Source organism: Trichococcus shcherbakoviae (assembly GCF_963666195.1).
Lineage (GTDB): Bacteria > Bacillota > Bacilli > Lactobacillales > Aerococcaceae > Trichococcus > Trichococcus shcherbakoviae.
The window spans coordinates 2,265,037-2,279,907 of the sequence record NZ_OY762653.1 but is presented as its reverse complement, the minus strand read 5'-3'; the positions used below and the strand labels follow the sequence as shown (position 1 = coordinate 2,279,907).

The 14,871-nt window shown below is 50.4% G+C and carries 16 protein-coding genes and 1 riboswitch; of the genes, 3 read left to right on the top strand and 13 right to left on the bottom strand.

The features are described 5' to 3' along the window. Window positions 1-186: 186 nt before the first annotated feature. Window positions 187-1,068, bottom strand: coding sequence for a KPN_02809 family neutral zinc metallopeptidase (gene ypfJ / locus ACKPBX_RS10920; RefSeq protein WP_319995360.1), 882 nt, complete (start codon window positions 1,066-1,068; stop codon window positions 187-189). A 594-nt stretch (window positions 1,069-1,662) separates the two neighbouring features. On the opposite strand from ypfJ, the gene ACKPBX_RS10915 reads away from it, so the two are divergent. Continuing rightward, complete coding sequence (locus tag ACKPBX_RS10915) at window positions 1,663-2,304, top strand: SDR family oxidoreductase (protein WP_319995359.1); 642 nt, start codon at window positions 1,663-1,665, stop codon at window positions 2,302-2,304. Window positions 2,305-2,402: 98 nt separating this feature from the next. Here the strand turns inward: ACKPBX_RS10915 and ACKPBX_RS10910 are convergent, their stop codons facing one another. From ACKPBX_RS10910 to ACKPBX_RS10895, 4 genes are all read right to left on the bottom strand, one after another. Then, on the bottom strand, window positions 2,403-3,152 hold the full coding sequence (locus ACKPBX_RS10910; RefSeq protein WP_319995358.1) for a hydrolase: 750 nt from the start codon (window positions 3,150-3,152) through the stop codon (window positions 2,403-2,405). A 46-nt stretch (window positions 3,153-3,198) separates the two neighbouring features. Next, a complete protein-coding gene (locus ACKPBX_RS10905; protein ID WP_319995357.1) occupies window positions 3,199-4,026 on the bottom strand; it encodes a DUF975 family protein in 828 nt (275 codons plus the stop codon). Between the two features lie 107 nt (window positions 4,027-4,133). Then, window positions 4,134-4,517, bottom strand: a complete 384-nt coding sequence (locus ACKPBX_RS10900) for a zinc ribbon domain-containing protein (protein WP_119094128.1) — start codon at window positions 4,515-4,517, stop codon at window positions 4,134-4,136. Continuing rightward, entirely contained in the window at window positions 4,517-5,068 is a 552-nt protein-coding gene (locus tag ACKPBX_RS10895) for an O-acetyl-ADP-ribose deacetylase (protein WP_319995356.1), read from the bottom strand. Before ACKPBX_RS10895 ends, ACKPBX_RS10900 begins: the two co-directional genes overlap by 1 nt. A gap of 164 nt (window positions 5,069-5,232) precedes the next feature. Between ACKPBX_RS10895 and ACKPBX_RS10890 the strand changes: the two genes are divergently transcribed. Continuing rightward, entirely contained in the window at window positions 5,233-6,462 is a 1,230-nt protein-coding gene (locus tag ACKPBX_RS10890; RefSeq protein ID WP_319995355.1) for an MFS transporter, read from the top strand. 58 nt (window positions 6,463-6,520) lie between these two features. Here the strand turns inward: ACKPBX_RS10890 and ACKPBX_RS10885 are convergent, their stop codons facing one another. The 6 genes from ACKPBX_RS10885 to ACKPBX_RS10860 all read right to left on the bottom strand — a co-directional run bounded on the left by ACKPBX_RS10885 (window position 6,521) and on the right by ACKPBX_RS10860 (window position 11,741). Next, window positions 6,521-6,730: a YdbC family protein gene (locus ACKPBX_RS10885; protein ID WP_119094125.1), complete on the bottom strand. Its 210-nt coding sequence runs from the start codon at window positions 6,728-6,730 to the stop codon at window positions 6,521-6,523. 159 nt (window positions 6,731-6,889) lie between these two features. After that, on the bottom strand, window positions 6,890-8,056 hold the full coding sequence (locus ACKPBX_RS10880) for an amidohydrolase (protein WP_319995354.1): 1,167 nt from the start codon (window positions 8,054-8,056) through the stop codon (window positions 6,890-6,892). 427 nt (window positions 8,057-8,483) lie between these two features. Beyond that, window positions 8,484-9,656, bottom strand: coding sequence for a Mur ligase family protein (locus tag ACKPBX_RS10875; RefSeq protein WP_319995353.1), 1,173 nt, complete (start codon window positions 9,654-9,656; stop codon window positions 8,484-8,486). Window positions 9,657-9,661: 5 nt separating this feature from the next. Further along, window positions 9,662-9,919, bottom strand: a complete 258-nt coding sequence (locus ACKPBX_RS10870; RefSeq protein WP_319995352.1) for a Mur ligase domain-containing protein — start codon at window positions 9,917-9,919, stop codon at window positions 9,662-9,664. A 222-nt stretch (window positions 9,920-10,141) separates the two neighbouring features. After that, the gene (locus ACKPBX_RS10865) at window positions 10,142-10,807 is read right to left on the bottom strand and encodes an SIMPL domain-containing protein (RefSeq protein ID WP_319995351.1); all 666 of its coding nucleotides are present in this window, start codon (window positions 10,805-10,807) and stop codon (window positions 10,142-10,144) included. Between the two features lie 175 nt (window positions 10,808-10,982). Next, complete coding sequence (locus ACKPBX_RS10860) at window positions 10,983-11,741, bottom strand: hypothetical protein (protein ID WP_319995350.1); 759 nt, start codon at window positions 11,739-11,741, stop codon at window positions 10,983-10,985. 255 nt (window positions 11,742-11,996) lie between these two features. Next, a riboswitch (Fluoride riboswitch) is annotated at window positions 11,997-12,072 on the top strand. Window positions 12,073-12,116: 44 nt separating this feature from the next. Here ACKPBX_RS10860 and ACKPBX_RS10855 point away from each other — a divergent pair. Next, window positions 12,117-13,301: a cation:proton antiporter domain-containing protein gene (locus ACKPBX_RS10855; RefSeq protein ID WP_233436881.1), complete on the top strand. Its 1,185-nt coding sequence runs from the start codon at window positions 12,117-12,119 to the stop codon at window positions 13,299-13,301. Between the two features lie 87 nt (window positions 13,302-13,388). Here ACKPBX_RS10855 and ACKPBX_RS10850 read toward each other — a convergent pair whose 3' ends face one another. Both ACKPBX_RS10850 and ACKPBX_RS10845 read right to left on the bottom strand, forming a co-directional pair. Continuing rightward, window positions 13,389-14,135 (bottom strand): class I SAM-dependent methyltransferase, encoded by a 747-nt coding sequence (locus tag ACKPBX_RS10850; RefSeq protein ID WP_119094118.1) that lies wholly within the window; start codon window positions 14,133-14,135, stop codon window positions 13,389-13,391. A 46-nt stretch (window positions 14,136-14,181) separates the two neighbouring features. Beyond that, on the bottom strand, window positions 14,182-14,820 hold the full coding sequence (locus ACKPBX_RS10845) for an NAD(P)-dependent oxidoreductase (protein ID WP_086628505.1): 639 nt from the start codon (window positions 14,818-14,820) through the stop codon (window positions 14,182-14,184). Window positions 14,821-14,871: the final 51 nt, after the last annotated feature.

Here is a 14,871-nt window from a genome sequence, read left to right as displayed (position 1 = left end):
CATTCGTATTATTTATCAGAAAACGGAATGATTCCGCATTACATATGAATATTCGTTCATGTGTTAATCATAGTATAATCCCTAGTACGGCTTGTGTCAATCGGATGAACAAGCAGGATATTATTGCCCTGTTGAATTCAAAAAAGCCTGCCGCAGCACGACAGGCCCAACTAAATTTATTCCAAATTACAGTTCATCATAGCCGATATTGAACGTATCTCCACCGCTCAGATTGCCGGTCTCGAAGCCTTTCGTGAACCAACGCATGCGTTGGTCGGAGGTACCGTGCGTAAAGCTGTCCGGTACGACATAGCCTTGGTACTGTTTCTGCAGGGTATCATCCCCTACAGCAAAAGCAGCCTGCAAGGCTTCCTCGAAGTCGCCTTCCTCCAGGACACCCTGCTCCTGGACATAATTTGCCCAGACACCGGCCAAGTAATCGGCCTGCAGTTCCAAACGCACATTCAGCTCGTTGTATTCCGTTTCGCTGACTTGGTTACGACTGCTTTGCACTTGATCCATGATGCCCAGCAAGTTCTGGACATGGTGTCCGACTTCATGGGCGACGACGTAGGCCATCGCAAAGTCGCCGGACGCGCCGTACTCCTGCGAAAGCTGATCATAGAAACTCAAGTCAATATATAGTTTTTGGTCGGCCGGACAGTAGAACGGTCCGACCTGGGAACCGGCCACACCACAGGCTGATTGCACCTGTCCGCTGAAGAGCACCAGAGTCGGTTCGACATATTCCAGGTTGTTGTTCGCAAATTCTTGTGTCCAAGCATCTTCCGTGTATGCCAGTACAACCGATACAAACTCGGCCATCTCGTCCTCGGTCTTGTTGCTGGTTTCAGTGATGCCTGTCTGTGGCGTTTCAGTCGGCGTGCTGCCGCCACCGCCAAACAGGTCGCCGCCTCCGAAGAGGGCGATGATGATCATGATGATGATCCCAAAGATTCCGCCGCCCGCCATGCCGCTCATGCCCAGTCCGCCGCCACCCGTCGAAAAGCCGCCACTGCCGCGTCGGTCCTCAACGTTGGAACTTCTCCTTCCACCCTTCCATTTCATACGAATACCTCCAATATTCTATTTTTCGCATCGCTGGCTCTGGTTCTGCCAACCCCACCCAGACTTTTACTGCAATCCGAAAATCGATTTCATCCATACACTTATTATATATTATTGGCTGATAATTTAAAAAAAATACACCTGAAGCCGACCGTTCCTTAAGTTGATTCCACGCGCAACAACGCTGCCCGCCACCAGACAAGTCCTTGCTCCGCATCCTCGACTGCGTTCATATTGATAAAATTATTCCAATGTCGACAGCAATGGCATATGTTCATTTTCCGTTCAAATGTTCAGAACATCCACAAACCGCGTTAACAATACAACGTTTACAGCTTTTTATTTTTTTGTGGAATCACTTCATTTTTGAATAAATAAATATGCTGCAATAATATTGATTCCGATTCATTATAGGAATAACATGATTGTAAGCCTATACAAGTTATCCCAAACAATTAGGGAGCGGCAAAAAAAGAATCCAAAGGAGCTATCTGCAATGGGAAAATTAGACAACAAAGTAGCCATCATCACAGGAGCAGCACAAGGGATGGGTGCCATGCACGCAAATTCGCGGAGGAAGGCGCCAAAGTAGTCGTGACCGACATCAACGAAACCGCAGGAAAAGCTTTGGTTGAGGAAATCGGTGAAAATGCCGTATTCATGAAACTGGATGTGTCAAAATCAGCCAATTGGGAAGAGGTCATTGCATTGACCGAGGAAAAATTCGGTCCGGTTACGGTGCTCGTCAACAATGCGGGCGTCGGCATCTTCAAAACATTGGACCAATTGACGGAAGCGGATTTCCGTTTGACATTCGAAATCGATGAACTGGGCGTGTTCCTAGGCATGAAAACTGTTGTGTCTTCCATGAAAAAAGCAGGTATCGGATCGATCGTCAACATTTCCTCAGTCGATGGCCTTGTGAGTGCTCCTACGGCCATCGCCTACAGCGCATCGAAACACGCAGTAACCGGGATGACAAAGGGTGCTGCAGCAGAGCTTGGACAGTTCAACATCCGTGTGAATTCCGTCCATCCAGGCATCATCGAAACGCCGATGGCTGAACAAGGTGACGTTTATGAATACATCAAACAATTGGAAAAAGACATTCCTTTGAGAAGGACAGCGAAACCTGAGGAAGTCTCCAATCTGGTCATCTACCTTGCGTCCGATGATTCGAGCTATTCTACCGGCTCGCAATTCGTCGTCGACGGCGGTATGATTTCCGATCTGTAATTTCTTCTTGTTCAACAGAAGCTTTCTGATACCGAAAAAAAACGCGTAAGCAGCTGCCAGACTATCCTGGCAAACTGCTTGCGCGTTTTTTCAATAGGTTAATCTCTGTCATCTTCCAAGTCTTCGACTTCTTCGATCGTCATGCCTTGGTGCTCCTGCATGTAGCGCTCGCGCTCTTTGTTACGGTACTTGTCCATCTTGCGGCGGAACAATTCACCGTTGGAAGGTGGCGTCCAGCTTATGGCATTGGCACCGGCGTTGATCGCATCCAGAATCGTTTCATCCGTCGGGCCGCCCGTCGCGATGATTGGAACATCGGGGAAATTTTCGCGGATACGGCTCACGATATAGGCAGTATCTTTCCCTCCGCTGACGTTGAGGATATCGACACCAGCATCCAGTCTTGCTTGGATATCCATGTATTCCGTGACGATCGTACAAACGATCGGAATATCAACAGTTTCTTCAATCTGTTTAATCGTTTCAATCGGTGTAGGCGCATTGACGACAACAGCCAAGGATCCCTGCGCCTCCGAAAACAAAGAAATGTTGGCGCTGCGTTTGCCTTGGGTCGTCCCCCCGCCGACACCGGAAAGAATCGGAATGGTCGAGACATTGGCTATGCTTTGGATGACCGCCGGATGCGGGGTAAATGGATAAACCGCGATGACGGCATCCGCATCGTTATTCAGGATAATGGCGATATCCGTCGTAAAAATCAGGGATTTGATTCGTTTTCCAAAAATACGGATTCCTGAACAGTTCCGGATCACGCTAGGAACTTGCACTGTATCACTGCGCAAATCGGTTGTGATGCTTGGTGCTTCTCTTTTAATTCTTGGTTCCATTATTTCGCTCCTTTGCTGATGATTTCGATGAAATTGTATGGGCTGATCAGCCGAGGATAAGGTTTTCTTCCTTCAGAACTTCCGAATAGAAGACTGCGCGTGCTGCTTTTCTTCTTGGCTCAACGATGAAGGTCAGGATTCCGAAGATGGCGAATGCCGCCAACATCAACCCTACCAGCAAAAACGCTTGATACAGTAACGCATCTGAGTCAGCCGTTGCCGCTCCGGCATACATGTTAAAAGCAGCTATTCCGACACCAAAGAACAATGCCACAGGGATCAGGTAAACAACAAAGTAAGTCAGATCCAGTTGGAAAAGTCTCATCTTCTTGCCTTTCATGAAGGATTCGCTTTGTCTCAGGATATCCGTCGTTTTCATGTCCGGATTATCGAAATAAATGAAATTCGATAATGCCAAAGCGTAAAGCTTCATGATACCCGGTATGATCAGCAATACGGACCAGAGAATGACATAAACCGCCTGCAGCGCCAGAACGCCGAGGGTTTTGAACAACTGGTTTTCAAACGGTTTGAGCAGATGGCCCGACGAAAGCGGTGTACCGTCCAGCATATCCAGATAGCCCCATTCGTTCCCCATCTGCATGGAGCCGATGATCAGCGACACGATGATCGAAAGGACCACATTCAGGGTCGTTTGGAAAGGCGAGGATTGCATCGAGAAGACGGAATCCCAATTCGGCAAGGTTTCCCCTGTCATCTGCATGTTCAATGCGCTTTCGCCCGTCAGTGTTCTGACTACCGATTGCATGGTGCTGTTCGCGATCGTGATAAGAATCAGGTTGATGACCGCCATTTTATAATTGCCGCGTAAATATTCTCTGGCTGTGGATCTGATTTCCTTGTTCGTTAACATATAATTATGACCACCCCTTACAATTTTCGATAGTGCCATTATACCATAATTGAACAATTTGTAACGCTTTCAGATAATCGTCTTTCATTTATTTCATAGGCGTTCTGTCAGCGTTCCATTTCATCCACTTTCGTTCCGCAATTCGGGCAAAAATGTGCCCCTTGAGGATACGAGGCCCCGCAGTTGGGACATCTGCTTTCAAGCGGTTCACCGGTCTGATACATCTGCAGATCGCTGTCCCGGATCGATACCGGTTCTTTCCGCTCGATCGCTTTTCCTACTTGTGGATCAAGCAAATACCAGGTATCGCAACAGGTCGTCCGGACGAGATACTTTTTCCCGAAGGTGATGACCGGGATGAAAAACAGGCGGAAACGATTGCCAACAAGATAGACCTCATAGCGCCCAAAATGGCCGCAGCGGCTGCAGGTAATCGTCTGATTGTATTCCAGTTGCTTGCGGAACGGCAATACATCAAAAAATAAAAACATCAGTCAGTTCCCCTTTCCAATTCTTCGAATGCCTGCTCGTATGCGTTCACTGTCGCATCGTCAAAACAGACAAAGGTTATTTCTGTGCTGCTTGTTTGCGGATTATTTTCCAGATAAGTCTTAATGGTTCCGACAGCAATCTTGGTTGCTTGACTTAATGGGTAGCCGTAAATGCCTGTGCTGATCGCCGGGAAAGCAAGCGTACGGATTCCGTTGGCGTCGGCCAATTCCAACGATTTTTGGTAGCACGAGGCCAGCAATTCTGTTTCACCGTGCGTTCCGCCCCGCCAGACCGGTCCGACTGTGTGGATGACATAAGTCGCTTTGAGGCGGAAACCTGGTGTTAGCTTCGCCTCGCCTGTACGGCACCCGTTCAAAAGCCGGCAGGCAGCCAACAATTTCGGCCCGGCGGCACGATGGATGGCGCCGTCGACTCCTCCTCCGCCGAGCAGGCTTTCATTGGCGGCATTTACGATGGCATCGACTTCGCAACGGGTGATATCGCCTTTCGCCAAGGACAATGTTGTTTGATTGATCTGCAATCTATTCATTCCGATTCCTCCCTCAACCCTGTTCAGCCTGGACATCTCAATAGGTACACTTTACCAAAAATCCGGTTGATTATCCATTTGACCGAATCGCGCGGAATGGTTGTGTGGGCGCGGTCGCTCTGCTAGACTTTTTGCCGGAAAAGGAATTAAATGGAGATAAAGAAATGATCGGAAAGAAGGTTTTCGAGATGGCGAATAATCAGAAAAAGAAAAAGCGGATTCTCGGCGTCGAAAGCAATGTTTTCTTTGTCGGCTTGACCAGTTTCCTGACGGATACGACGACAAAGATGGTCTACAGCATCCTGCCTTTATTTCTGACGACACTGGGCGCTTCAAAAACCGAAATCTCCCTGATCGAGGGGATCGCCGAAAGCACCGCTTCCGTCCTGAAATCCCTCTCCGGCTGGTGGAGCGACAAAATCGGCCGCAACAAGCCTTTCATGATCATCGGTTACGGCATCACCGCGCTCCTTTCCCCGCTGTTCGCATTCGTGATGACACCCTTGCAGGTCCTGTCGATCCGTTTTGTCGAACGCGTCGGCAAAGGCATCCGCACCGCTCCCCGGGACAGTCTTGTGGCCGGTTCTTCTGAAGAAAACAACAACGCCGGTCTGAATTTCGGTTTCCATAAAGCGATGGACAACAGCGGGGCCATCGTCGGGCCGCTGATCGCCTTTGCCGTGTTGGCCGCTTTCCCCGGCGACTACCGGCGCGTCTTCTTGTTTGCGGCCATTCCGGGATTGCTGGGGCTTTTGTCGATCATCTTTTTTGTGAAGGAAGCCAAACGCGCCAAATCGGAACGACTAGGAAAAATATCCTTCCGGGATTTCCCTAAGGACTTCTATCTTTTTCTGGCCATCGTTTTCCTTTTCACGTTAGGGAATTCAACGGATGCCCTGCTTTTGCTCAAAGCGAGCGACGTCGGCGTCAGCGATGCCTTCATCCCGATCATGTATCTGGTGTTCAATGCGGTTTCAGTCGCCTTCGCCGTTCCGCTCGGGAAACTGTCCGACAAAATCGGCCGCAAGCGGATCATCATCGGCGGCTATCTGATGTTCTCACTGATCTATCTCGGTTTCGGCAAGGCCTCGACCCCCTTCGCCATCGTCGGCCTGTTCGCCTTTTACGGATTGTACAGCGCCGCCACGGACGGCATCCAGAAAGCGTTGGTCTCTGACATCATCGGCAAGGAAAAGAAAGGGACCGGGTTGGGACTCTACAACATGATCCTTGGGATGACGCTGCTGCCGGCCAGTCTGATAGGCGGTTGGCTCTATGACACATTCAACAATCAGGTGCCCTTCTATTTTGGTTCCGCCACCGCCTTGCTTTCCGCTTTTTTGATGTTCCTTTTCTATCAACGCGGGAAACGTAATGGCACAACCCATTCTTAATGCAACGTTGAAATCGAAAAACCAACTGGAGCCGATTCGCTTCAGTTGGTTTTTTCGCTTATTTCAAGATTTTGGCGAGGGCTGCCATTTCTTCTTCGCTGAAGGTCAGCCCTTTGCCCATCTTTTCGTGTTCCGGACTCCATTCGCGGATGTCGTATTTTGGCGGTCTGCCGTTCCAGCTGACCAAGTTCAATTCTTTCGTCCAACCTTTTGCGGATGTGGACAGGACGCCGAGTTCTTCGACGATTTCAAATGTGATGTCTGCCATAGGGAGGATCCTTTCTATTTTGGAGTTTGAGGTTCGCTGCCTGGACGCTTTTCGGATCGGCAGCTTGCCTCTTTATTATAGCGCAAATTGGGGGTCATTTAAAATATCCGCGGACTTTCGAAATATGTGTTTTCTCTTTCAGTTGCCGAATAAATGCTGTCAGGCTTTCCATCGGTCCAGCACCTTGATCGCTAAAGCCGAGAAGTAATCAGCGGCGACAGCCAAGGCTTCCTCCTTGAGATTGAACTCAGGATGGTGCCATTCGCGCGTGCCATCGACGCCCATGAAGACGAAGAAGCCAGGGATCAGCGTCTGGTAATGCGCGAAATCCTCCCCGCCGGCGACCGGTTTCGGCTCCACAAAACGATAGCCTTGTTCGGCAGCCGTTTCCTCCATGATTGCCTTGAATCGGGCATCATTATCCACGATGGAAACGTATGGGTGCCAACGGAAATCCGCTACTGCGCCGAAACCCGACGCAATCCCTTCCGCGGTCCGGCGCATCAAGGCTGGAATCTTCTCGCGATCTTCCTTTTGGAAAGCGCGGATGGTGCCCTCCAGATAGACTTTTTCGGGAATGACGTTCCAGGAGTTACCGCCGTGGATTTGCGTGATGCTGATGACGGCGTTGTGGAATGGACTCGTGTTGCGGCTGATGATCGTCTGCAGGCCGGCGATGATCTGGCTTGCGATGACGATCGGATCGATTGTGGAATCGGGAATGCCGGCATGTCCGCCGACGCCGTGGATCTCCAGTTCGAAGCGATCCGCGCTGGCCATCAGTCCGCCTTCACGGATGCCGATCGTGCCTACCGGCAGATCCGGCTTGTTGTGCATCCCGAAAATAGCGGAAACGCCATCCAAAGCCCCGACTGCTTCGACCCACTTCGCGCCTTGTGCGATCTCTTCGGCGGGTTGGAAGATGAAACGGACAGTTCCTCTCAGTAACGCTTTTTTACCCTGAAGCAGGATTGCCGCCCCAATCATGGAGGCTGTATGATAATCGTGACCGCAGGCATGCATGAGCCCTTCCGTTTCGGAAACGAACGGCAGACCGGTTGCTTCTTTGACCGGCAAAGCATCAATATCCGCACGCAGCGCGATGGTCGGACCAGGCAGTGCACCCACGACTTCCGCAATCAAGCCTGTTTCCAGCGGGTAATCAAGAATGGTGATTCCTTCCTCCGTTAGCCAGTGGCGGATGCGCTCGGTCGTCGCGAATTCCTTTGCGGAAAGTTCCGGGTGCGCATGCAGTTCACGCCGGTAAGCGACCATTTTTTGGTAGAGCTCCGTTTTGGTTTGTTTGTCCATTTGCGTTGCAGTCATGGTATCATTCTCCCTTTTTTCAGTGCTATCCTGTTGCGGGCTGGCCACCGGAAAACGTCTCCGGAGACTTGCCCTTGTTCCACTACTATATCGATTCCGTCCAGTACGGTCAACTCACCGCATCCTACCTCCGAATCAAGAAAGTCCTAGGCAAGACCGAACACCCAGAATAATAAATTCTGTCGAAGTATTTACTCATGCTTGCCATGGTGCTTCCTGCTTGCTAGGGATCTGTTGCGATTACTCGGTGTGGCGGTCCTCACCGGGAATTCGGCCTCAGATCCGCATCTGTTTCCCGGCGTGGCGGCCTTCACCGGGAATCCGGCTCCAGTTCGGACCTAGATCCCAAAAAATGCCAGATCCGCAAACAAAAAGAACTGAAAAACATCCTGTACGCAGTGTTTTTCGGTATCATCTATTCTCTTTTTTATGTATTTTTCAGATACAGCGCTGTTTCCTTGTCGGAGGCAGCCGGTAAAGCATAGGCGGTCTTATATTTCTCGTGGCCTTTGCCGGTCACCAGAATCCAATCGCCTTCGCGAGCCTCATTCACTGCTCTTTGGATGGCCAATGTCCGGTCCATCATGACGTCGATTTTATGGATTCCAGTATATTTTTGCTGATACTCGGCATATTCCTGCCTCATCGTTTCTTCCGGAATGCTATTCAGCTCGTCAGTCGTCAAGATCACATGCCCACTCTGACCAGTCGAAGCCGAAATCATTTCATCCCGCTTCGTCGCATCCCGGTTGCCGCGGAATCCGAAGATATGCGTGATCCGCTCCGCGCCGTCCTTATGCATCGATGTCAGAATCGAACTGACCGCTTCCGGCGTATGCGCATAATCGATGATGCAGTGGACCCCATTTCTCAGATGGACGATTTCGTAACGGCCCGGCACACCCGCAAAAGAGCGCATCTGTTCCGTAACATCCGCCAACGGATAGCCGAGATCCTGAATGACAGCACCTGCCATCGCGATATCGTAAAGATTGTGTTCACCGGGCATATGCGGATCCAGCGTCACCACCATACCCGAAATGTCCAATGTGATCGCTTGGTTCGTCATTTTTTTGATGGACATAACGGCATCCTCCAGATGGCCCACGGTGATGACCGCAGTCCCCTTGGTGACCAAGCGCTGCGCCAGTTTCAAGCCCCAAGCGTCATCGGTATTGACGACCGCTTTCCCATCCGGCTTCAGCTTGTCGAACAACGTTGCTTTGGCTTCGAAATAAGCCTCCATCGTTTTGTGGTAATCCAAATGGTCGTGCTGCAGGTTCATGAACAGGGCGTAGTCAAAAACGACGCCCTCCAGACGGTATTGTACCAGCCCGTGCGAAGAGACTTCGATAACGATGAAGTCATCCTTTGATGCCGCAATCAACTCATGTACTTTTTCGGCATTCGGTGTCGTGTTGGGCGTCGGGTATTGGATCCCATTGATTTCATTGTAGATGGTACCGATCATGGAAACGCCATAACCTTGCTGCTCCAACAGATGCTTGAGGAAAAAAGCGGTCGTCGTCTTCCCGTTTGTGCCGGTTATGCCGATGACGCGTTTCCTGCCCGAAGGATGATCATAAAATTTATCCGCCAATTGTCCTAGCACTTGGCGACTGTTAGATAAGGAATCGGTAATGCCTCTGGGCAATCGTGTTCGCCGACTATCAAAGCGGCACCTTTTGCGATTGCAAGCGGGATATAATCATGCCCATCCTGTTCAAAGCCAGCGATGGCGACAAATATCATTCCTTCCATGATGTCCCTGGAACTATCGGTAATGCCGGTGATTATTTGTTCTCCATCCCAATTCGGCTGCTCTCCCAGCTGATAATCAGACAGCATTTCTTTCAGTTTCATGGAATTACTCCTTTAATGATGTTTCTAGCGGGTTTCAGTATACTTATCAAATGCGAAGTTTTTATGAATTTTTGTAAGAAACCCGCTTTGCTTTGTATAGGATAAACCATCAAGGCGTTTTTCTGTACTGTTATGTTGCAGAATTTTTTTGGCTGATTGCGGAAATATTATGATAGTCTTCGGTTTGCCAAGTATATCTACTCGATTTCGAAACACATGCCTTTAGGCCTTTTGTGGATTCAGGATTTCCCACACGACAGTCACGGTATCGCTGTTGCTGATGTCTTCAGGCTCCAGATCGATCATCGGGGCGCTGTCGTAGGCCATCTTCGATGAAGCCGCATAGACGCGGGAGCGCACTTCAATTTCGCCCCAATCGTAATCGATCGACAGGATTTTTCCGATCATGACACCGCCCGCAGCAGCCAATATCTGCGCCTTATCCTTGGCATCACGCACGGCATCCTCCAGCAAGGCGTGCTCGACCGCATGCCGATCCTTCAGGAAAAAATAGACCGAAAATTCCGGATCCGCTTCGCAGAGCGAAAGAGCCAATAGAATTTCTCCAAGCCGCTTGCTGTCATTTCCGAAGGTGATTTTCAAGTCGTTCCGGTAGCGGTAGCCGAGGAAATAGCGCTTGTTTTCGCCGCGGAAATCATTTCTGTGTTCATACGCGCTATCGATCGAGAAATGTGTGGAACGTATTTCCTTCTTAGGGAACCCGAGCGGCAACAACGTTTCCCGGACTTGCTCAAGCGCCAAAGCGGCATGCTGCATCGCCAATTCGTACGTGTCCTTGATGTCCTCCAACTGCAGTGAAATGGCGATTGTGTCAGGTGGCGCGCTGGCGAATCCTTTACCCTTTACGGTCATTCTTGAAATTTCCATGTTGGTTATCCCCTTTTTGAATGGATCTGGTTCATTCTCCTTAAGCCTAGCACTCAGAAAGCGATTTCACAAAAATCAAGGACTGATTACAAAAAAAACAGCCGTTCAAGACGACTGTTCGGTTACTCACTCTGATGATGCGTTCGTCTGATTTCAAGCAAACATTTTTTCGAATCTACGCTTCCGCATAAGTTCTTACCAACACAGCCATCTCCTGCTCAAGCATGTCGATTTCGCAATAGGCCAGCGTCGGATTGTTCGCGGCGAAATAGCGGTAAACTTGGTTCACGCGCACGCGGAATTGTTTCGGGCTGATCGGCAACTGGTTCGCGCGCTTCACGCCGCCCTTTTCGCTCAAGAGGAACTGCCGGTTCAATGCATGGATGACCTGAACCCAGGAACAGGCAGCTTGGAAGAAGCTACCGCTGGCGTAATGGATGCCCCCCTGCATAGCTGCACTATGGCCATTTTCGAGCGCCAGTGTCGCCTCCTCCATGAAATAAGCAATCGTCGCTTGGCGCAGCCTTTCCGGATACTCTCCCTGCGCTGAAACCTTCCCCTTCAATGCCGTAACCAGCTGGTCCGGTGCTTCCCAGAGAATTCGGCCATAATGGATTTCAGCCGCGTAGCTGCTGTTCACAACGCCGAAAGGGTGGCCGCTCTCGTACTTGATCGTAATCTTACCGTCAAGGCAATCAGAAATGGCATGCACAACAGAATCGATTTCTCTTAGTTTGTAATGTATGGGCACCTCGATATCATCCAATCGGTGGATCACATGTTCCAGCTCTTGGTTGGACAAGCCTCCGGCGACATGATACAGCAAGATGGCTGATTCCGTGATATTGTCTCCACCACCGTACGCCACGATGCCTTTCAATGCAGGAATGCTTTTCAGTTCGCTCACAATCTTCTCTCTGTTCACTTCGTTCACACACGTCACCTCATATTTTTCTGATGGAAAAACTTATCGGAAGGGCCGGACGGGAAATTCCACAAGCCCACAGTCACTGGTTCCCGGCCTTGAATCGTGCAATTTGATTACTTTCATCCTATCATTTTTAGAGAATTATCGCAATTTTGACAAGGTCCACCTTCTCGGAGTAATTCGCTGTGGCAATAGCGCCAAAATAAGGAAGCGATTTCTGATTCCCCTTGTCTGCCTCGTGAAAACATGCTATCATTCTATCTATAACAAGGGAATGAATGTCTCCCCTAGCAAATCGCTTAAACCGCTTATACAAGCTGATGACTTCTGCGCAATAGGCGCAGTTTGTCGTCTGCTTTTTTTTAGTGGAAAAATTTGGAGGTGCAGCTTTTGATATACAGTATCGCGCTTATTCTCATCCTCGGTTTTCTTCTCAGTTCGCTCTTCACCCGGCTCCAACTGCCAGGCTTGTTGGGCTTGATTTTGACCGGTATTCTGTTGGGGCCTTACGCAATGGATCTGATGGCGCCGGAATTGCTGGCCATTTCCGCGGATATCCGAAAAATCGCCTTGATCGTCATTCTCGTGCGCGCCGGTCTGACGGTGGATTTGGGCGATCTCAAAAAGATCGGCCGTCCTGCTGTCCTGATGACCTTTTTGCCGGCGACCTTCGAGATTCTGGCGGTCATCCTGTTGGCGCCGAAATTGTTGGGCATCACTTTATTGGAGGCTGCTATCCTCGGAGCCGTCCTTGGGGCCGTTTCGCCTGCTGTCGTTGTTCCGCGCATGATCATGCTGATCGAGAGCGGCTACGGCAAGGCCAAAGGGATTCCGCAGATGATATTGGCTGGCGCATCCGTAGATGATGTCTATGTCATCGTCCTGTTCACCTCGTTCATGGGCATGTACACCGGCAGCGGGTTCCAGGCAATCACGCTTCTTTCCGTTCCAGTTTCGATTGCCTTGGGTATGCTTGGCGGTCTGCTGATCGGCTTGGGTCTCGTTTTTCTCTTCAGGACGTTCCACATCCGCGACACGATGAAAGTCATGCTGGTGCTGAGCGCCAGTTTCCTGTTGGTGACGGCTGAGGATTCCTTGGCAAAATTCATTCCCTTCTCTGGGTTGCTCGGCGTCATGGCTGTCGGAGCCACTTTATTGAAAAGACGCCCGGAATTGGCCAAACGTCTGAATAACAAATTCTCCAAAATCTGGTCCGCGGCGGAAATCTTCCTGTTTGTTTTGGTAGGATCGGCTGTCGACATCACAGCCTTGCGTGGCGCCGGTTTCGCGGCAGTTGCCCTGATCTTCGCAGCATTAGTTTTCCGGATGGTGGCCGTCTTCCTGGCGGTTTCAGGCACAAAACTGAATGCAAAAGAACGCATTTTCTCCGCGATGGCGTATACGCCGAAGGCCACTGTCCAAGCGGCTATCGGTTCGATCCCTTTGGCTGCCGGAGTCGAAGCCGGCAGCATCATTTTGAGCGTCGCCGTCTTGGCGATCATCCTGACCGCGCCGATCGGAGCCACCTTCATTGACCGTACCTATAAGACATTCCTGACCAAGTAGAATTTATTGTAAAATAGAATGTATCCTAAAAAAAATAGAGGCGCCCTGTCCATCCTACGGACCGGGCGCCTCTATTTTCCAGTTTTTTCAACGTTTCTGCATGATGTAGAAAACGTAGTTGTAGTACGCACTGTATTTTTCGAAATGTTTCATTTCCTGGCGGTTCTCCTCCACCAAGGCTTTCGCATCCTCGCTGTGGCTGTGCCGCTCCAGGAATGCCGCTTCATTGGCCTCGTAATAATGGTAATAGTGGCTCGTCCAGTCCGATTCGGGCAGGACAAAATGAGCCACCGGGATGTAGCCGGCCTCCTCGATCTGGGCGGTCTTTTCAGCAATCGTCCCCATTTCCGGGTAAACTTCGGTCCAATATTTGTCCACGATCTGCGGACGTTCCGGCGTCAGCCAGGAAATTTCCGAAACAACCAAGTAACCGTCTTTTTTCAGCAATGGTCTCCACTCACGGATGCCTCTGGAAAAGCCGATGTTGTAGATGGCGCCTTCTGCCCAGATGACGTCCAATGATTCCGGAGCGAAAGCCAGCTGTTCCATGTCCATTTCCTTGACAGTCAAGCGGTTCGTGATGCCTTTTTGCAGGACTTTGTGTTTGAGTATGCTCAAAAATTCTTTGCTGCTGTCGACCGCTGTGATATGGGCTGGCGTCTGTTCGCTCAGCACCATCGTCTGCGCGCCGGTTCCGCAGCCGACGTCCAGCAGTTGCGTTTGCGGGGTCAATTGCGGCAGAAACTGCAGCGCTTTGATGGTGCTTTGTTGGCTGCCGGGACCTTGGCGCGGGTTGCTTTTATGAAAATCGATGATCAAATCCAATGTTTCCATGAATTCCCCTCCTGATCTGCGTTGTCGTGCCTGTCAGCGTAAGGACCTACTGCCTTTCGCCGACGACTGTGTAGCGTTGTCTCAGATGTCGTTGTCTTTCGATCTCGTCCACCAGCGCGATCGCATAATCCGCGTAACTGATGTAACTTTCACCCTCGCTGTTCAGCAGCAGCGTTTCTGCACCTTCCGCGTATTTCCCGGTCCGGTTGCCGTTTGGGTCAAAATAAGCGGATGGCGAAAGATAAGTCCAATTGGCTTTGCTTTCCTTCAGTATGCTGAGGGCCTTGGCCATGTTCGTGGCAGTCGGTTTGAAAGCCTCGGGAAAATTGGCCGTTTCCATCACCCGGATCGTTTTTCCGGGATCCGCGTAAAGGCTGCCGGCTCCGCCTACAACGATCAAACGCGTTTCCGGCAGGTGCTCCAGTTCATCGATCAGGGACTGTAGTGAGGTCACATGCTCCTCCTCCATTCCCGCAGGTGCATTGAACGCATCCACAATCACATCGAATCCTTTCAGATCCTCCACCTGCACATCGAAAATATCCCGCTCCATGATGGCTACTTCTTTGTCTGCAAGCTTGGCGGGATTCCGGATGATGGCGGTCACCTCGTGTCCCCTAGCATGCGCTTCTTCCAAAATCAATCTGCCCTGTCTGCCTGTCGCTCCGATGATTCCGATCTTCACTGAAACCCCTCCATTCTGGTTATAAACGTCCTTCTGTCTCCTTCATTTTAG